Here is an 18,388-nt window from a genome sequence, read left to right as displayed (position 1 = left end):
GGCCATCGACGAAGCGGAGGACGTTTTCGTTGGCCCGTGCGGCGGCTTCGACTTCTTCGCGGCTGGCGCTGGCTGGCATTTCGATGTGGCCGCGCAGCTTGCCATTCACTTGAATGACCAGTTGCAGGCTGTCCTGTACCAGGGCGCTTTCGTCCAGCACCGGCCAACCGGCGTCGATCACCGGGTCGGCGTGGCCCAGGCGATGCCACAGCTCGTGGCTGATGTGCGGGGTGATCGGGGCCAGCAGCAGAGTCACGGTTTCCAGGCCTTCGTGAATCAGCGCGCGATCCTGTTCGGTGCCTTGCGGGGCTTTTTCCAGCACGTTCATCAGCGTCATCACCTGGGCGATGGCGGTGTTGAATTTGTGATTCTGGCCGACGTCGTGGCTGGCCTGCTTGATGGCCTGGTGGATCGAACGGCGAATGGCTTTCTGCTCGTCATTCAGGCTGGCGACATCCAGTTTTCCCGGCAGGCCCTGAGTGACGTGCGCTTGAGCCAGGCGCCAGACGCGCTTGAGGAAGCGGTGCGAACCTTCTACTCCGGAGTCGGACCATTCCGCGCTCATGTCAGGTGGCGAGGCGAACATCATGAACAGGCGGCAGGTGTCTGCACCGAACTGGTCAATCATCGACTGTGGATCGACGCCGTTGTTCTTCGACTTGGCCATCTTCTCGGTGCCGCCGATTTCCACCGGCAGGCCATCTGCGATCAGCTTGGCGCTAATAACCTTGGCCTTGCTGTCGCGTTCGAGTTCGACGTCCGCCGGGTTGAACCAGGTGTAGGCACCGTTGGCTTCGCGACGGTAGTAAGTCTCGGCGATCACCATGCCCTGGGTCAGCAGGTTCTTGAATGGCTCGTTGGAGCTCACCAGGCCTTCATCGCGCATCAGCTTGTGGAAGAAGCGCGCGTAGAGCAGGTGAAGAATCGCGTGTTCGATACCGCCGATGTACTGATCCACCGGCAACCAGTGGTCGGCCGCCGATTTTTCTACCAGGCCACCTTCAAAGTGCGGCGAGGCGTAACGGGCGTAGTACCACGAGGACTCGACGAAGGTGTCCATGGTGTCGGTTTCACGCTTGGCCGGTGCACCGCATTTCGGGCAAGCGCACTCGTAGAACTCGGGCATGCGTGCCAGCGGCGAACCAGCGCCGTCCGGTACCACGTCTTCCGGCAGCACCACGGGCAGTTGATCTTCCGGGACCGGTACATCACCGCAAGTATCGCAGTGGATGATCGGGATCGGGCAGCCCCAGTAGCGTTGACGGCTGATGCCCCAGTCGCGCAGGCGGAACTGGGTGCGCGAGGCGCCGAGGTTTTTCTTGATCAGTGCGACTTCGATAGCGTCGAAAGCGCCTGCGAAGTCGAGGCCGTCGAACTCGCCGGAGTTGATCAGCGTGCCGTACTCGCCGTAAGCGTCCTGCCACGGGGCAGGATTAGTGTCACCGGCACTTGTGCGCACCACCGATTTGATCGGCAGGTTGTACTTGTGGGCGAACTCGAAATCACGCTCGTCGTGCGCCGGAACTGCCATGACCGCGCCATCGCCGTAGTGCATCAGCACGTAGTTGGCGACCCATACCGGGAGTTTCTCACCGGTCAGCGGGTGCTCGACGAACAGCGAGGTCGGCAGGCCTTTTTTCTCTTGAGTGGCGACGTCGGCTTCAGCAACGCTGCCGCCCTTGCATTCAGCGATGAACGCTTGCAATTCAGGGTTGTTCTGCGCCGCCAGGGCAGCCAGAGGGTGTTCGGCGGCCACGGCAACGTAGGTTGCGCCCATCAGGGTATCCGGACGGGTGGTGAAGACTTTCAACGCGCCGGCTTCACCGATGGAAGCGACGTCGTACGGGAACTGCACTTCCATGCCGCGGGATTTGCCGATCCAGTTGCGCTGCATGGTCTTGACCTGTTCAGGCCAGCCAGTCAGTTCGTCGAGGCTCTCCAGCAGCTCATCCGCGTAAGCGGTGATCTTGAAGTAGTACATCGGGATTTCGCGCTTTTCAATCAGCGCGCCGGAACGCCAGCCGCGACCGTCGATCACTTGCTCGTTGGCCAGAACAGTCTGGTCGACCGGGTCCCAGTTCACAGTGCCGCTTTTTTTGTAAATCACGCCTTTTTCGAACAGGCGAGTGAACAGCCATTGTTCCCAGCGGTAGTAATCGGGCTTGCAGGTGGTCACTTCGCGCGACCAGTCCACCGCCAGGCCCAGGCTGCGCAGTTGGCTTTTCATGTAAGCGATGTTTTCGTAGGTCCACTTGGCGGGCGCTACGTTGTTCTTCATCGCGGCGTTTTCTGCCGGCATGCCGAACGCGTCCCAACCCATGGGTTGCAGGACGTTCTTGCCTTGCATGCGCTGGTAGCGGGAGATCACGTCGCCGATGGTGTAGTTGCGCACGTGCCCCATGTGTAGCTTGCCGCTGGGGTAAGGGAACATCGACAGGCAGTAGAAAGTCTCCTTGCCTGGCTGTTCACTGACTTCAAAGGACTTTTGCTCGTCCCAGAACGACTGGGCGGCGGCTTCGATTTCACGGGGCTGATATTGTTCGTGCATGGCTACTTTTGAACTGAATAGGGGTGGCCTAATCCTCTTCAATGCAACGCTGGACGGTGATGACGCCAAATCGGCGTTTCGCTGCCCAGCCGAGCTGGAAGTGGAGTTACAGGAAGCGCCGTAGCATACATGACGGCACTCTACCGAGGGAAACCCTGATTACACGCAAGGGCGCGGCCAATTCCCACCCCGAGGGCCGTTGGTCGCGGCGCTCAGCCGGTTTTTTCAGCGAAGCTAAGCTCTAAAAGGGGAGTGAGTCTTATCTTCAATGAGGTGATGGATGGTTGATTCACAGCAAAAAGCTACGAAACCGGAGTTGTACGAAAGACTGATCGACCGTCTCGCAATGGCCCTGGACGCGGCCAAAACCGCTGGACGGCTTCGCGACGAGCGTCCCCTGGAGCTGGAACTGCGTGGTTTGACCCCCGCAGAGTTTGAGCTGGTCAAGGCCTATCTGGACCGCAGTGAACGTGAAACGCACGGATGCTTGTCAGCAGCAATGAAGCAACTCGAGGCACCACGTACGGCCAAGATCCTCTGGCTCAAGGATAAGACACCCGGCGGAGGCGCGGTAAAGGTCCGGTCTCTGCAGTTCAAGTAAGGGCACTTGAAACCATCGCATATGGTTTTTTGAAATAAAGTCCTTCCGCATTTGTTGTCGCATTGCGTTAACCCACTTAGGCTTCGGGCATCTATGGAGATGCCCGATGCCTTTTCGTTATTTCATTAAACAACTTCTATTGCCGCCCGGCGTTCTTTTGCTGTTACTGGTACTCGCCTGGTGGTGGCGCCGCTCAAGGCCGAGGCTGGCGGGAGCGTGCTTCGTTATGGGGGTGGGTGGCTTCTGGTTGATGAGCCTGCCAGTCATGGTGGAGTGGACTGCCAGGGTTCTGGAGCGCGAGCCGCCGCTCGTGCGCGAGGAATGGGCCACCCTGGGCCAGCGCGCCGACGCGATCGTGGTGCTGGGTTCCGGGCGTGAGCGTGGCGACCTGGCCTGGGGTGTCGACCAGCCCACCGGCGTAGGACTTGGGCGCGAGCGTTATGCCGCGCGTCTGGCCAAGGCCTCCGGCTTGCCGATTCTGGCCAGCGGCGGCCTGCATTACGGGACACCGCCGACTGAAGCGCAGCTGATGGCAGATTCGTTGCTCGATGATTTTGGCGTGACGGTACGCTGGCAGGAAGGGCGCAGCCGCACAACCTGGGAAAACGCGCAGTTCAGCGCCCAGGTATTGTTGCCGCAGGGGATCAAACGGGTGGTGGTCGTGACTCAGGCGTGGCATATGCCGCGGGCGGTCTGGAGCTTTGAGCAGGCCGGATTTGAGGTGGTGCCGGCGCCGGTGGGGTTTTTAGGCGTGGACAATGCGCGGCCACTGGGTGGCTGGATGCCGGAATTCAAATCGATCTGRCAATCGGGGCAGTTGATGAATGAGCTCGTGGGGCAGGTCGGGTATTGGATGTTCTATCGAGGCGAGCCTGTTGAGGAGTGATCATTCCCACGCCTGTGGATGGGAATGATCCTGCCGGGTTAAACGGTCTTCGCCATCCGGTTGGCCATCAACGCCCAGCCAAACAACAGCAAGCAAATGATGATCAACGGCCACGAACGCCATTGCAGATACGGCGTCAGGTTATGCATTGGCACTACTTCGCCGTACAGAATACCGCGTTCGAACTGCGGGATCCGGGCAGTGATCTGACCAAACGGGTTGATCAGGCCGGTCACACCGTTGTTGGTGGCGCGGATCATCCAGCGGCCGGCCTCAAGGGCGCGCATCTGCGCCATCTGCAAGTGTTGCAATGGGCCGATCGAGGTGCCGAACCAGGTGTCGTTGCTGATGGTCAGCAGCAAATCGCTGCGGGCGGCGAGGCCGGCGGCGAATTCCGGGTAGACCACTTCGTAGCAGATGTACGGCGCAATCTGGTAGCCCTTGGCCTGTAGCAGCGGTTGATCGGCCGGTCCACGGGCAAAGTCGGACATCGGCAGGTCGAAGAACGCGATCAGGCCGCGCAAGACTTCCTGCAACGGAACGTATTCGCCGAATGGCACCAGTTTCTGCTTCAGGTAAGTGCCATCGCCTTCACCGACAACGGTAATGCCGTTGAAGTAGCGCTTTTCGTGATGGACTTCCTGTCGAATCGGTACACCGGTAATCAGCGCGGATTTACGCTCTGCAGCGAAGCTGCCCATCATGTCCAGATAGCCCTCGACGGACTCCTTGAGTACCGGGACCGCCGTTTCCGGCCAGATCAGCAGGTCGACGGGTTTGGAGCTGAAACTCATGTCGCGGTACAGCGCCAACTGCGCGTTGATCTGCGACGGGTCCCATTTCATGCTTTGTTCGATGTTTCCCTGAATTGCCGCGACGCTCAGCGGCGCACCCGAAGGGCTGGTCCAGGCGTGTTCCTTGAGCGCCAGGCCGATCACCCACGGGCCGGCCAGCAGCAACACGCCAGCGGCAATAAAGCCCTTGCGAGCGGTGCGAATCAGGCGCGGTGCGTTATAGACCAGTGCGGCGGTCAGGGCCAGCGCGAAGGAAATCAGCCACATCCCGCCGACCGGCGCGAGCCCGGCCAATGGGCCGTCGAGCTGGCTGTAACCGGAATACAGCCACGGGAAACCGGTGAGGAACCAGCCGCGAAAGGCTTCCTGACCCACCCACAGCGCCGCAAACGCCAGGGCATCGGCCAGCGGCGCTTCGTTACGGCGCAGCCAGCGCGCCCAAATCCAGGCGGGCAAGGCGAAGAACCAGGCAATCGCTGCGGTGAAGAGCAGCATCAAGAACCCGGCCAGCAGTACAGATGCGCCGCCGAAGTTGTGAATGCTGTAGTAGATCCAGCTGGTTCCGCCGGCAAACAGGCCGAAACCGAAACACCAGCCACGGCCCAGGGCCTGACGGGGGCTCAGTTCGCGCAAACCGGCGTAAAAGAAACCGACCGCCAGCAATGCCAGCGGCCAGATATCGAATGGCGCCAAGGCCAGGGTGGTGAGTGCACCGGCCGCCACGGCCAGCAGGTTACCGGGCCAGCCGGGGCGGGTCATCCAGCGCATTTCAATCCTTAGAGTTACCGAGCTATAGGTGTCAGACGCAGCAAATGAATCCGACGGCTGTCGGCGTTCAGGATGCGGAAGCGATAGGCGCCGATTTCGGTGATTTCGTTGCGTTTTGGCAAGTGCCCGAACGCGCTCATCACCAGTCCGCCGACGGTGTCGAATTCGTCGTCGGAGAATTCGCTGTCAAAGAACTCGTTGAAGTTCTCGATCGGCGTCAGGGCCTTGATCAGGAAGTCACCGCTGGGCAGCGGCTTGATGTAGCTGTCTTCTTCGACGTCATGCTCGTCTTCGATGTCGCCGACGATCTGTTCGAGCACGTCTTCGATGGTCACCAGACCGGCCACGCCGCCGTATTCGTCAATGACGATGGCCATGTGGTTATGGTTGGCGCGGAATTCGCGCAGCAGCACGTTCAGTCGCTTGGACTCGGGCACGAAGGTGGCCGGGCGCAGCAGGTCCTTGATGTTGAAGCTGTCGCCGTTCTCCTTGAGGATCAACGGCAGCAAGTCCTTGGCCAGCAACACGCCCATCACGTCATCATGGCTTTCGCCGATCACCGGGTAGCGGGAGTGGGCCGAGTCGACCACGGCGGGCAGGAACTCGCGAGGTGTCTGGGTCGCCTTGATGCTGATCATCTGCGAGCGCGGGACCATGATGTCCCGTACTTGCAGGTCTGCAACCTGGATGGCGCCTTCGACGATGGCCAGCGCTTCGCTGTCCAGCAACTTGTTTTGGTGTGCATCGCGCAGCAGCTCCAGCAGCTCCTGGCGGTTTTTCGGCTCGTGGGCAAAAGCCTGGGTGAGCTTACCCAGCCAAGACTTCTGCCCGTTGCTCGATCGATCTTCGCTCATAGCGATTACTCTGAATCCTTTGTTGTAACGATAGGGGATGTGTCTGTTTCGTCGTCCRCATAAGGGTCCGGATGACCCAGTTCTGCAAGCAACGTTCGTTCCAGTGCTTCCATTTCTTCGGCTTCGTCGTCATCTATATGGTCGTAACCAAGCAGATGCAAGCAGCCGTGAATGACCAGATGCGCCCAATGGGCGTTGAGTGCCTTGCCTTGTTCGGCGGCTTCGCGCTCGACCACGGCCACGCAGATCACCAGATCGCCCAGTAACGGGATATCCAGCAACTCGTCCGGCACATCGGCAGGAAATGACAGCACGTTGGTGGCGTAATCCTTCTGCCGCCAGGTGTGATTCAGTTCGCGGCCTTCTTCTTCGTCGACCAGACGAATGGTCAGCTCGGAGTCGGCGGTGCGCTGGCGCAAGGCCAGTTCGCACCATTTCCGGAACTCGGCTTCACTCGGGGCAGGTGCGTCGCTGGCCAGTTGCAGATCAAGCTCAAGCATCGTGCGGGGTGTCCTTTGGCGCGGCATCGGCAGCGCGATTTTCGAAGCGCTCGTACGCCTCGACGATGCGTTGCACCAGCGGATGGCGCACCACGTCCTTGGGCTGGAAGTGGGTGAAGCTGATGCCCGGAACGTCCTTGAGCACTTCGATCACATGATGCAGCCCGGACTTGGTGCCGCGTGGCAGGTCGACCTGGGTGATGTCACCGGTGATGACCGCCGTGGAGCCAAAGCCGATCCGGGTCAGGAACATCTTCATCTGTTCGACGGTGGTGTTCTGGCTTTCGTCGAGGATGATGAAGCTGTTGTTCAGCGTGCGGCCGCGCATGTAGGCCAGTGGCGCGACTTCAATCACCTGACGCTCGATTAGCTTGGCGACATATTCGAAGCCGAGCATTTCGTAGAGCGCGTCGTAGAGCGGGCGCAGGTACGGGTCGATTTTTTGCGACAGGTCGCCGGGCAGGAAGCCGAGTTTTTCACCCGCTTCAACCGCCGGACGCACCAACAGAATGCGACGAATCTGCTCGCGTTCCAGTGCGTCTACCGCGCAGGCAACAGCCAGATAGGTCTTGCCGGTACCGGCCGGGCCGATGCCGAAATTGATGTCGTTACCGAGGATTTCTTTCACGTAGCGCAGTTGATTCAAGCCGCGAGGGCGAATCATGCCTTTTTTGGTGCGCAAGGCGACGGACGGTTCGGCGGGGGAGTGGTTGTCCAGTTCCTCGACGGCCGATTCCTGCAGGAACAGGTGAACCATGTCCGGCGACAGCTCGGTACCCTTGGTTTCCCGGTACAAGCGACGCAGGAGGTTTTCCGCGGAGGTGGTGTGCTTGGGCTCGCCGATCAGTTCGAACTGGTTTCCGCGGTTGCGGATCTCGATGGTCAGGCGCTGTTCGATCAAGCGCAGATGCTCATCGAATTGCCCGCACAAATTGGCGAAGCGGCGAGCTTCAAAAGGCTCGAGGATGAAACGATGTGGTTCTATGGGTGCGTTCAAGGTCGTATTTAGCCGCCCTGGGGCAATATTGATGAAATAAAGGATAACGCCAGTCGCCTGGGTGCGAAAGCTCTTAAAGCAGTCTCACTGGATAACTGTGGCGAGGGAGCTTGCTCCCGCTGGAGTGCGAAGCGCTCCCAAATCATCCAGCCTCAATCTTTCAGGATCGAGGTGTCTGGTTTGCGGCTGCTTCGCAACCGAGCGGGAGCAAGCTCCCTCGCCACAAAGGCTCTATGGCCTGCTGTTATTGGATCAACGAGCCCCGCAGCGAGTGCGGTTGCGCGGCGTCGATGTGCACGTCGGCGAACTGGCCGATCAGGGTCGGATTGTCGCAGCGGAAGTTGACGATACGGTTATTCTCGGTGCGCCCCTGCAGTTCGCCAGGGTCTTTTTTCGAATAATCGGTAACCAGAATCCGCTGAATGGAGCCCACCATTTGTCGGCTGATCTCGAACCCTTGCTGGTTCAGGCGATGTTGCAGGGCATTCAGGCGTTCTTTTTTCAGTTCTTCCGGCGTTTCGTCGGCCAGGTCGGCGGCCGGGGTGCCCGGGCGCTGGCTGTAGACGAAAGAGTAGGAGAAGTCGAAACCGACGTCTTCGATCAGCTTCATGGTCTGTTCGAAGTCTTTTTCGGTCTCGCCCGGGAAGCCGACGATAAAGTCCGAACTGATGCAGATCCCCGGCACGGCGGCCCGCAGTTTGCGCAGTTTGGACTTGTACTCCAGCGCGGTGTGGTTGCGCTTCATCGCCGCGAGGATTCGGTCGGAGCCCGATTGCACCGGCAAGTGCAGGTGTTTCACCAGTTCCGGCACGTCGGCGTGGGCCTGGATCAGGCTGTCGGAGAACTCCAGCGGGTGCGAAGTGGTGTAGCGAATCCGGTCGATGCCATCGACGGCGGCGACCACCCGGATCAATTCCGCCAGGTCGGCCAGACGACCATCGTGAGTGGTCCCGCGATAGCCGTTGACGTTTTGCCCCAGCAGGGTCACTTCGCGCACGCCGTTTTCGGCCAGGTGGATGATCTCGGCAATCACATCGTCGAACGGCCGGCTGACTTCTTCACCGCGGGTATAAGGCACCACGCAGAAGGTGCAGTACTTGCTGCAGCCTTCCATGACCGACACGTAAGCGCTCGGCCCATCGATGCGCGGTTCGGGCAAGTGGTCGAATTTTTCGATTTCCGGGAACGAGACGTCGACTTGCGGCAGTTTGGTAGCGCGCGCGGCGTCGATCATTTCCGGCAGGCGGTGCAGGGTCTGCGGGCCGAACACCACGTCGACATACGGAGCGCGATCACGGATGGCCGCGCCTTCCTGGCTGGCCACGCAACCGCCGACGGCGATGACCATTTCCGGATTGGCCAGTTTCAGTTCGCGCCAGCGGCCGAGCTGGGAATACACCCGGTCCTGGGCGCGTTCACGGATCGAGCAGGTATTGAGCAGGATCACGTCGGCGTCTTCAGCGCGGGCGGTGACTTCCAGGGCCTGATGTTCACCCAACAGATCGACCATGCGCGAGCTGTCGTACTCGTTCATCTGGCAACCGTGGGTTTCGATGTAAAGCTTCTTGGCCATGGAAAGATTCATCACGTGATTCAAAGAACCGCGCATTATAGGGAACATGTCCCAAGGTTCCTACCGCTGCGCGTCCGGTGGCTATGCTATAGTTCGCGCCCTCATTTTTATCCCCGATGTGTTACCCGCCCACCATGACCAAACGTGAAGCTCCAATCTACAAGGTGATTTTCCTCAATCAGGGCCAGGTGTTCGAAATGTACGCCAAGCAGATCTATCAAAGTGATCTGTGGGGCTTCCTGGAAGTGGAAGAGTTCGTCTTTGGCGAGCGCACGCAAGTGGTCGTCGATCCGAGCGAAGAAAAGCTCAAGGCTCAGTTCGAAGGCGTTGTGCGCAGTTTTGTGCCGATGCATTCGATCGTGCGCATCGACGAGGTCGAACGCCTTGGCACGCCGAAGCCGAGCGGGGAGCAAGCTCCCTCGCCACAGGGGGGCGTGTTCAATTCAGGGAAGTGGCGAAAACGGCGTACGCCCGTCGGCGCTCTGCAATTCCATCAGGTATTTACGGAAAATTTGCCCCAGCACCTGGGTAGCAACTTCCAGGTCTTCGCGGGGCATTTTTTCGGCGACTTCGTCGGCGGTGTCCAGCGCGTCTTCGGCGCCGTTGACCGCAGCCATTTTCAGCACGATATACGCCTGAATGTTATTGGCCGGTACACCTTCGCCATGGAAGAACATGGTGCCGAGTTTGAATTGCGCCTGGGCATGACCTTGCAGCGAGGCCTTTTCGAAGTAGCTCAGGGCTTTATTGAGGTCGCGCGGCACGTTCTTGCCTTCGTAGTAGAACTCACCCAACTCGTATTGCGCTTGCGCATCCCCTTCATCCGACGCTTTCTGGCAGGCGGCGAGCGCTTGCGTCAGGTCTTGCGGCTGAGTATTGAGGGTGCAGCGACCCATCGCCGGGATCAACAACGAGTTGCCGCCTGCTTGTGCGAGCGCGAGCAGGGGCTGAAGGAGCAACAGGCAGCCCAATGCAAGGGTGCGGCCGGTGCGGTTCATGGGAATCGACTTACCTCTGAGGGGCGCGCGGACCCGTCGAGGGATCCAATAAGCGCGCATTATGAAATAAGCAGGGCCAACCTTACAAAGTCTTTACTCGTTTTTCTGCTGCGCGGGGACTATATCACCCACTTTGCGGGGGATTATTGGCAGCTGAGCAGGAAAAAGGGAGCGGATGTAGGTGAAAGCTGACGCTGGCAATCGCCAACGTCAGCGTCGCAGATTTACTTCAGTGCGGCGAAGGCACGTTCGGCGGCGTCCAGCGTCAGTTTCAACTCGGTTTCGCCGTGGGCGATCGAGGTGAAGCCGGCTTCGAAGGCGCTCGGCGCCAGGTACACGCCGCCTTCGAGCATCAGGTGGAAGAAGCGCCCGAACAGGTTCGCATCGCTGGCCATCACGTCATCGAAGGTGACGATGTCGTCGGCGCCGCTGAAGTACAGACCGAACATGCCGCCGGCCTGAGTGGTCACGAACGGAATGCCAGCGGCATCGGCGCGCTGTTGCAGGCCATCGAGCAGGCGGCTGGTGTAGTCGCTCAGCTCGGCGTGGAAGCCCGGACGACTGATCAGACGCAGCGTGGTCAGGCCAGCCGCCATCGCCAGCGGGTTACCCGATAACGTACCGGCCTGGTAGACCGGGCCCAGTGGCGCGATGTGTTCCATGATTTTGCGTTTGCCGCCGAAGCAGCCCACGGGCATGCCGCCACCGATGATCTTGCCGAAGGTGCTCAGGTCCGGTGTTACGCCGTAATAGGCTTGGGCACCGCCGAGGGCGACACGGAAACCGGTCATCACTTCGTCGAAAATCAGCACCACGCCGTGCTTGTCGCACAGGGTCCGCAGGCCTTCGAGGAAACCCGGTGCCGGCGGTACGCAGTTCATGTTGCCGGCCACCGGTTCGACGATGATGCACGCCACGTCCTGGCCGACTTCGGCGAGCATGGCTTCTACTGCGTCGATGTCGTTGAACGGCAGGGTCAGGGTGTGTTTGGCGAACGCCGCCGGTACACCGGCCGAGCTCGGTACGMCTTGGGTCAGGGCGCCGGAACCGGCCTTGACCAGCAGGCTGTCGGAGTGACCGTGGTAGCAGCCTTCGAATTTGATGATGCTGTCGCGACCGGTGAAACCACGGGCCAGACGGATCGCACTCATGGTCGCTTCGGTGCCGGAGCTGACCATGCGCACCATTTCCATCGACGGCACGATCGAGCAGACCAGGTCGGCCATCTCGGTTTCCATCGCGGTCGGGGCGCCGTAGGACAAGCCGTGCTCAAGCTGTTTGCGCACCGCATCCAGCACGTCCGGGTGGCTGTGGCCGAGAATCATCGGGCCCCAGGAACCGACGTAATCCACATAGCGCTTGTCGTCTTCGTCGGTGACGTAGGCGCCTTCGGCGTGTTTGAAGAACAACGGCGTGCCGCCAACGCTCTTGAACGCACGAACAGGCGAGTTCACGCCTCCGGGGATGTGTTTCTGGGCATTGGCAAACAGGGTTTCGGAACGAGACATTATTTGGCTCTCAAAATCAGGATTTGAACAATTCGTTAAAGGCGCGGGCGCGACGCGTCACTTCAGCCGTGCTCTCGGCGCCGAACAGGCCATGCACCACCGCCAGCAGATCGACGCCGTGGGCCACCAGCGGGGCAGCGTTGTCCAGGGTGATGCCGCCGATCGCACAGATCGGCAGGTGCAGTTTGCTGCGGGCCTGATCAAGCAAGTCGAGGCTGCATGTCGGGGCGCCAGGCTTGGTGTTGGAATTGAAGAAGCGGCCGAAGGCGACGTAACTGGCGCCTTCCTTGGCGGCTTGTTCGGCGAGTTCGAGTTGCGCGTGGCAGGTCGAGCCGATGATCGCCTGACGCCCGAGCAGTGCTCGCACCGGCATCAGTGGGCCATCAGTCTGGCCCAGGTGCACGCYGACATTCAGTCGCGCGGCCAGTTCGGCGTCGTCGTTGATGATCAGCTGGGTCTTGTAGCGATCGCACAGATCGCGCAGGGCTTCGGCCTCGCGCAGGCGGCGGGCCTCGTCGCTGCTTTTGTCGCGGTATTGCAGCAGGGTGACGCCGCCTTCGAGCGCCGCCTCCACGTACGAAAGAAATTTACCGGCCAGTAGCTGGCTGTCGGTAATGGCGTACAGGCCACGTAGTTTCATCGGACAAGCCTCTGCGCTTTACGCATCGAAAGTTACGAACAGAAATCCAGCGGCAGGCGGCGGGGCACGAACTGGCCTTTGCCCAGCTGTTCCGCATCTCGCAGGGTGCGCCAAGTGTAGTCAAGCGCGCTCTGTACGGCACTGGCGAGGTGTTCACCCTGGGCCAGGCGACCGGCGAGGGCGCTGGCCAGCGTGCAACCGGAACCGTGATAACTGCCGGGCAGGCGCTGGCAGGTAAAGGTTTCGCGGCGACCGTCGCGGCTGTACAGGCGGTTGTGGATTTCGTGTTCGTCGCCATGGCCGCCGGTGATCAGCAGGTGTTTGACGAATGGCAGGAGTTTTTCCGCGCACTCGTCGGCGGTGCCTTCGGGCAGTTCGGCGAGGATGCGGGCTTCGGGAAGGTTAGGGGTGGCGATGATCGACAACGGCAGCAAGCGTTCGCGCATGGCGTAGCCGACTTCGTCCTTGCCCAGTCGYCCGCCACCGCCGGCACGCAGCACCGGGTCGCAGACCACTGGCAAATGCGGGTGCGCTGAAAGCAGTTCGACCACGGTGTCGACCATTTCCAGGGAACCGAGCATGCCCAGTTTGACGGCGGCGACTTCGGAGTCGTTGAGCACGGCATTGGCCTGGGCCAGTACCCACTCGCGATCGAGCACGCGGAAGTCAGTGACGTTGACTGTGTCTTGCACGGTCAGGGCGGTGACGGCCGGAGCCGCATGGCAACCCTGGGCAAGCAGGGCTTCGATATCTGCCTGCAAGCCGGCGCCACCACTAGGGTCGTGGCCGGAGAGACAGAGGACAACGGGGCGAGAGCTGTAGATATTCATGGTGCGCGAGCTTACCACCAAACATGTTTTTCGGGTGTTGCGACGTCCAGTCCGGCCGATACATTGTGGGCGAGGGGGCTTGCCCCCGTTGGGGTGCGAAGCGCCCCCTTTGCCTTCTGTCTGGAACACCGCGTCGGCAGATTTACGACTGCTTCGCAGCCGAACGGGGGCAAGCCCCCTCGCCACAGGTGTTCATCACTCGCCGGGACATTGTCACATCCTGATCAAGCCAACAGCTCTAGCTCAATACATAGCGCTGGAACGCCCGTGCTAGAGCCTTTTTAGGAAAAAATTCAATGGTGTTCAATGGCCACTAACGGCTATGCTAGAGTGGATCCAAACCAATAACAGGTAATACCGGTTTTACGTCTACTCAAAAGGAATGGGGGGCTTCCTGACAGAACCGGACAGGCCACGCTGGGGCTTAAATGCGCTATTTGCTGATGTTGCTGTTGTGCTTGCCCCTCCTGGCGAGCGCCGTCGAGTTCGACGAGTTCACCCAGAGCCTTCCCCTGGGCCGAACGATGCAGGTTTATGAAGACCCGGGCGGTCAAGCGACCATTGCCGATGTCCGTGCGCAAGCCGCGGCCGGGCACTTCAAACCCCACGATAAAGCCACCCTCAACGCCGGCTATTCGCGTTCGGCGTTCTGGCTGAAAATCGACCTGCAATACCGTCCRACCAATCCGTCGGCGCAACGGACCTGGCTGCTGGAATTGGCCTATCCACCCCTCGATCACCTTGATTTGTACTTGCCCGATGCTGGCGGCGACTATCAATTGGTCCGACAGACGGGCGATGCGTTGCCGTTCGCCACTCGCGAAATTCGTCAGAACAACTATCTGTTCGGTCTGAGCTTTGCGCCCGGGCAGGCGCAAACCGTGTACCTGCGTCTGCAAAGCGAAGGCTCGATCCAGGCGCCCGTCACCTTGTGGTCGAGCACTGCTTACCTTGAAGAGCAGCCGGTGCGGCTTTATGTGCTGGGGCTGATTTACGGCGTGTTGCTGGGGATGCTGGTCTACAACCTGTTCATCTTCCTCAGTGTGCGCGATACCAGTTACCTCTATTACATCGTCTACATCGCCTCGTTCGGCTTGTATCAGCTGTCGGTGAACGGCGCGGCCGTGGAGTATTTCTGGCCGAACAATCCGTGGTGGGCCAATGCCGCGACGCCGTTCTTCATCGGCTGTTCAGGGTTGTTCGGCAGCCAGTTCGCCCGCAGCTTCCTGCGGACGGCCACCCACAGCCGCTGGCTGGACCGTGTGCTATTGGCGCTGATCGCGTTCAGTACGCTGGTGGTCGGGTTATCTCTGATGACCAGTTACGCCCTGGCCCTGCGTCTGGCGACGGCGTTGGCACTGGTCTTTACCGTAGTAATTTTCGCTGCCGGGGTTTTCGCCTGGTGGCGTGGCTTGAGGGTGGCGCGCTACTTCATCATTGCCTGGTCGGCATTTTTGCTCGGTGGCGTCGTCAACACGATGATGGTGTTGGGGTATTTGCCCAACGTGTTCCTCACCATGTACGCCAGCCAGATCGGCTCGGCGCTTGAAGTGGCGTTGCTGTCCCTGGCCCTGGCCGATCGTATCAACGCCATGCGCGAGCATCAGGCACAGACGTTGTTCGACGCCGGCCAGAAGCTTGAGGTGCTGAACCAGCAACTGGCTCACAGCAATAGGCTCAAGGACGAATTCCTCGCCACGTTGACCCACGAACTGCGCACGCCCATGAACGGTGTGATCGGTTCGCTGGAGCTGATGCAGACCGTCGAGATGAACCCAGAGCTGGAGCAGTATCAGCAAACGGCGGCAGGTTCGGCGCGGGACATGATGCGCATGGTCAACGGCATCCTCACCCTGACCGAATTGCAGGCCGGCAAGCTCAAGGTCTATCCGGACACGTTCAGCTTGCGCAGTATGGTCGAGTCTTTGCGCGGGCAGTTCGATGGCAATGCGTCGAGCAAGTCGCTGGACTTCAAGGTCGAGGTAGCACCCGGGTTGCCGGATCGTTTGTTCGGCGACAGCGGCAAGCTGGTGCAATGCCTGGAATGCTTGCTGGACAACGCAATCAAATTCACCCGAGTCGGTGGTCTGGCGCTGCGGGTGACGGGTAAACCGGCGGCGGAGCCCGGTCGGCTGGCGCTGTCTTTTGCGGTGATCGACACCGGCATCGGTTTTACCGATCTGGGGGAGGCGACGCTGTACCAGCGCTTCTTCCAGCTCGACGGCTCGATGACCCGTGAATATGGCGGTCTTGGCGTTGGCCTGGCGATCTGTCGGCAGTTGGTCGAATTGCTCGGGGGGCGCCTGAGCCACCGTTCCGAACCAGGCCGTGGAAGCCGCTTCCAGCTGGACGTCGAATTCGAGCTGTCGTTGGTGGAGCCTGCTCCCTCGATCACCCGGCAGACCACCGGCCTGCGCTTGCCCCAGGAGTGCACGGTATTGCTGGTCGATGACAACAGCATCAATCAATTGGTGATGCGCGGCATGTTGCTCAAGCTCGGGTTCCGGGTACGCACCGCTGACAATGGCCTTGCTGCGCTCGATCAATTGCAATGTGAAGCCGTTGACGCTGTATTGCTCGATTGCCAGTTGCCGCCAGTGGACAGCGCCTCCATCTGCCGCCGGATCCGTGCGTTGCCGGGTTGCGCCGAATTACCCGTGTTCATGATTGCCCTGAGTGCGGACCGAGTGCACTGCCCGAGCGACACCGTGGTCGACTACCTGAACAAACCGGTGAAATTCGAGGACTTGCAGGCCGCGCTCTATCGACGGGTGCTCTGTTCTGGACAAGGCGAAAGCGCCGACATTTAGGCAGATATGCCACTTTGTTCAGCCTCGGGGCGGTGCTTAACTGAAGCCCTTGGCTGACCAAAGGAGTCCCGTCATGAACCTGCATCAGTTCGCCGAAACCCACGAAGTCACCAACCAGCCACCGTCGCTGGATGGCATCAACCTCTATCGCATCGACCTGCCTTTGCAGGAATGGTCGCGACGGTTCGATGCCGGTTGGGCCGAGTCGCGGATCGACGCTTACGGCGCATTGGCCGGCGGGCCGCTGATGGAGGCCGGGTTTGCGGCCAATCAAAACAAACCCGTGTTCGTCAGCCATGACCGTTACGGCCATCGCATCGACCTGGTGGAGTTTCACCCGGCTTATCACCAGTTGATGCACACGGCGGTGGAGCATGGCCTGACAGGGTTGCCCTGGACCGATCCGCAACCGGGCGCTCATGTGGCTCGCGCGTCCATGACGTATTTGCACAGTCAGGCAGAGGCCGGTAGCGGTTGCCCGTTGACCATGACTTTCGCCAGCGTCCCGGCGATGCGCCTGCAGCCGGATCTGGCCCGGCAATGGCTGCCGAAAATCCTCGCCACCGAGTACGACCCGCGCAATGTCGGCATGGCCCATAAGGCCGGAGTCACCATCGGCATGGCGATGACCGAGAAACAGGGCGGCACCGATGTGCGGGCCAACACCACCAAGGCGTTTCCGGTGGGGGGCGGTGGGCCGGGCCAGGCGTATGAACTGGTGGGCCACAAGTGGTTCTGCTCGGCGCCAATGTGTGACGCCTTCCTGACCCTGGCCCAGACCGACAAAGGGCTGACCTGTTTCCTGCTGCCGCGTCATCGTCCGGATGACACGCGCAATCAGTTCTACATACAGCGGCTGAAAAACAAACTCGGCAACTGGTCCAACGCCTCCAGCGAGGTGGAGTTCCGTGGCGCCCTGGCCTGGATGGTCGGCGAAGAGGGCCGGGGCGTTCCAACCATTATCGAAATGGTCGCCATGACCCGTTTCGATTGCATGGTCGGCTCCAGCGCGCTGATGCGCCAGGCCCTGACCCAGGCCAGCCATCACTGCGCCCACCGCAAGGTCGGTGGCAAGTTGCTCAGCGAACAACCCTTGATGCAAAACGTGCTGGCCGACCTGGCCCTGGAAAGCGAAGCCGCCCTGGCGTTGAGCCTGCGCATGGGGCGAGCGCTGGATCATCTGGATGACGACCACGAAGCGAAATTCGCTCGATTGGTGACGGCAGTGGGCAAGTACTGGATCTGCAAACGCGCGCCCGCGATGATCAACGAAGCGGCCGAATGCATGGGCGGTGCCGGTTACGTCGAAGAAAGCATCTTGCCGCGACTGTACCGTGAGGCACCGGTCAACTCGACGTGGGAAGGTTCCGGCAACGTGCAATGTCTCGACGTGTTGCGCGCGTTGTCGAAAGAACCGGGCGTGCTCGATGTGCTGTTCAACGAGTTGGGCGATGGCCATGGCGACAAACGCCTGGCCACACACATCGGCCAGTTGCAGAAGGCGTTCAAGGACACCGACGACATTCAATACCGCGCCCGCCAGCTCACCGAAGACATCGCTTTGGGGCTTCAGGCCAGGCTGTTGCTGGAGGCGGGTAATGCGGCGGTCAGTGATGCGTTCATCGCCAGCCGCCTCGGTTCGGCCGGTCGGGTGTATGGAACGTTGCCACGTGGGCTGGATGTGGAAGCGATTGTGGCCCGCTCGACACCGCAGGGCTTCTGAAGGGCGAAAAGATCGCAGCCTTCGGCAGCCTCTTACAGGTGTACGACGACCCTCTGTAGGAGTTGCCGAAGGCTACGATCTTTTTTCACTGTTCCCGTGAAGCGATGATGCAGGCAAGATGAAGGTCTGCAAGTCAGAACACAGGAAGCTGATCGTGACCGAAGCGTTTATTGTCGTTCAAACCGCCGAGCAAGCCGTTGATCGGCTTGCTGTCTTGCACGAGCGTGCAACCACAGCGCTGAATCAAGCGCTCAAGCGTTATCTCAAGGATCGCGTCGAGCCGGACGCTGAACAGCGTGCCCTGTTTCGTTATCCCGAGTTGCGTCTGACCTACCTCTGCCAGGGCGAAGTCCCACAG

Annotated in this window: 14 protein-coding genes and 2 pseudogenes; 6 read left to right on the top strand and 10 right to left on the bottom strand. The window is 60.4% G+C overall.

Translation table 11 applies throughout. The features are described from left to right. Positions 1-2,548: leucine--tRNA ligase (gene leuS, locus AC1DLB_RS10570; protein WP_477784972.1), on the bottom strand; the 2,548-nt coding region annotated here is incomplete at its 3' end. Between the two features lie 280 nt (positions 2,549-2,828). On the opposite strand from leuS, the gene AC1DLB_RS10565 reads away from it, so the two are divergent. Together AC1DLB_RS10565 and AC1DLB_RS10560 are read left to right on the top strand one after the other, a co-directional pair. After that, positions 2,829-3,149, top strand: a complete 321-nt coding sequence (locus AC1DLB_RS10565; protein WP_019650894.1) for a hypothetical protein — start codon at positions 2,829-2,831, stop codon at positions 3,147-3,149. Between the two features lie 106 nt (positions 3,150-3,255). Beyond that, on the top strand, positions 3,256-4,035 hold the full coding sequence (locus AC1DLB_RS10560) for a YdcF family protein (protein ID WP_477784971.1): 780 nt from the start codon (positions 3,256-3,258) through the stop codon (positions 4,033-4,035). Positions 4,036-4,073: 38 nt separating this feature from the next. On the opposite strand, the gene lnt is transcribed toward AC1DLB_RS10560, so the two are convergent. The 5 genes from lnt to miaB all read right to left on the bottom strand — a co-directional run bounded on the left by lnt (position 4,074) and on the right by miaB (position 9,521). Next, positions 4,074-5,597: an apolipoprotein N-acyltransferase gene (gene lnt, locus AC1DLB_RS10555; RefSeq protein ID WP_477743848.1), complete on the bottom strand. Its 1,524-nt coding sequence runs from the start codon at positions 5,595-5,597 to the stop codon at positions 4,074-4,076. Positions 5,598-5,611: 14 nt separating this feature from the next. Next, positions 5,612-6,451 (bottom strand): HlyC/CorC family transporter, encoded by an 840-nt coding sequence (locus AC1DLB_RS10550; protein WP_007909641.1) that lies wholly within the window; start codon positions 6,449-6,451, stop codon positions 5,612-5,614. A gap of 5 nt (positions 6,452-6,456) precedes the next feature. Beyond that, a complete protein-coding gene (ybeY, locus tag AC1DLB_RS10545) occupies positions 6,457-6,951 on the bottom strand; it encodes an rRNA maturation RNase YbeY (RefSeq protein ID WP_477784970.1) in 495 nt (164 codons plus the stop codon). Further along, positions 6,944-7,948: a PhoH family protein gene (locus tag AC1DLB_RS10540; RefSeq protein ID WP_019020889.1), complete on the bottom strand. Its 1,005-nt coding sequence runs from the start codon at positions 7,946-7,948 to the stop codon at positions 6,944-6,946. The genes ybeY and AC1DLB_RS10540 overlap by 8 nt, the downstream gene beginning before the upstream one ends. Positions 7,949-8,192: 244 nt before the next feature. Continuing rightward, complete coding sequence (gene miaB / locus AC1DLB_RS10535) at positions 8,193-9,521, bottom strand: tRNA (N6-isopentenyl adenosine(37)-C2)-methylthiotransferase MiaB (RefSeq protein ID WP_018925767.1); 1,329 nt, start codon at positions 9,519-9,521, stop codon at positions 8,193-8,195. A gap of 134 nt (positions 9,522-9,655) precedes the next feature. Here miaB and AC1DLB_RS10530 point away from each other — a divergent pair. Next, positions 9,656-9,925, top strand: a pseudogene (locus AC1DLB_RS10530) (DUF1820 family protein); the annotation flags it as partial. A gap of 39 nt (positions 9,926-9,964) precedes the next feature. On the opposite strand, the gene AC1DLB_RS10525 reads toward AC1DLB_RS10530, so the two are convergent. The 4 genes from AC1DLB_RS10525 to AC1DLB_RS10510 form a co-directional block, all read right to left on the bottom strand. After that, positions 9,965-10,519, bottom strand: a complete 555-nt coding sequence (locus tag AC1DLB_RS10525) for a tetratricopeptide repeat protein (RefSeq protein WP_018925768.1) — start codon at positions 10,517-10,519, stop codon at positions 9,965-9,967. A 224-nt stretch (positions 10,520-10,743) separates the two neighbouring features. Continuing rightward, on the bottom strand, positions 10,744-12,027 hold the full coding sequence (gene hemL / locus AC1DLB_RS10520) for a glutamate-1-semialdehyde 2,1-aminomutase (RefSeq protein WP_477784969.1): 1,284 nt from the start codon (positions 12,025-12,027) through the stop codon (positions 10,744-10,746). A gap of 16 nt (positions 12,028-12,043) precedes the next feature. After that, positions 12,044-12,667: a thiamine phosphate synthase gene (thiE, locus tag AC1DLB_RS10515; RefSeq protein WP_477784968.1), complete on the bottom strand. Its 624-nt coding sequence runs from the start codon at positions 12,665-12,667 to the stop codon at positions 12,044-12,046. 32 nt (positions 12,668-12,699) lie between these two features. Further along, positions 12,700-13,497, bottom strand: a complete 798-nt coding sequence (locus AC1DLB_RS10510; protein WP_019581334.1) for a hydroxymethylpyrimidine/phosphomethylpyrimidine kinase — start codon at positions 13,495-13,497, stop codon at positions 12,700-12,702. Between the two features lie 428 nt (positions 13,498-13,925). Here AC1DLB_RS10510 and AC1DLB_RS10505 point away from each other — a divergent pair, with 428 nt between their 5' ends. The 3 genes and pseudogenes from AC1DLB_RS10505 to AC1DLB_RS10495 form a co-directional block, all read left to right on the top strand. After that, complete coding sequence (locus tag AC1DLB_RS10505) at positions 13,926-16,307, top strand: hybrid sensor histidine kinase/response regulator (protein WP_477743850.1); 2,382 nt, start codon at positions 13,926-13,928, stop codon at positions 16,305-16,307. Between the two features lie 73 nt (positions 16,308-16,380). Beyond that, positions 16,381-18,030 (top strand): acyl-CoA dehydrogenase family protein, encoded by a 1,650-nt coding sequence (locus AC1DLB_RS10500; protein ID WP_477743851.1) that lies wholly within the window; start codon positions 16,381-16,383, stop codon positions 18,028-18,030. A 154-nt stretch (positions 18,031-18,184) separates the two neighbouring features. Continuing rightward, positions 18,185-18,388: pseudogene (locus AC1DLB_RS10495) on the top strand (AMP nucleosidase); the annotation flags it as partial.

This window comes from Pseudomonas sp. 05N434, from assembly GCF_056396965.1.
The sequence above is the reverse complement of the archived record's forward strand: the minus strand, read 5'-3'. Positions and strand labels throughout refer to the sequence as shown.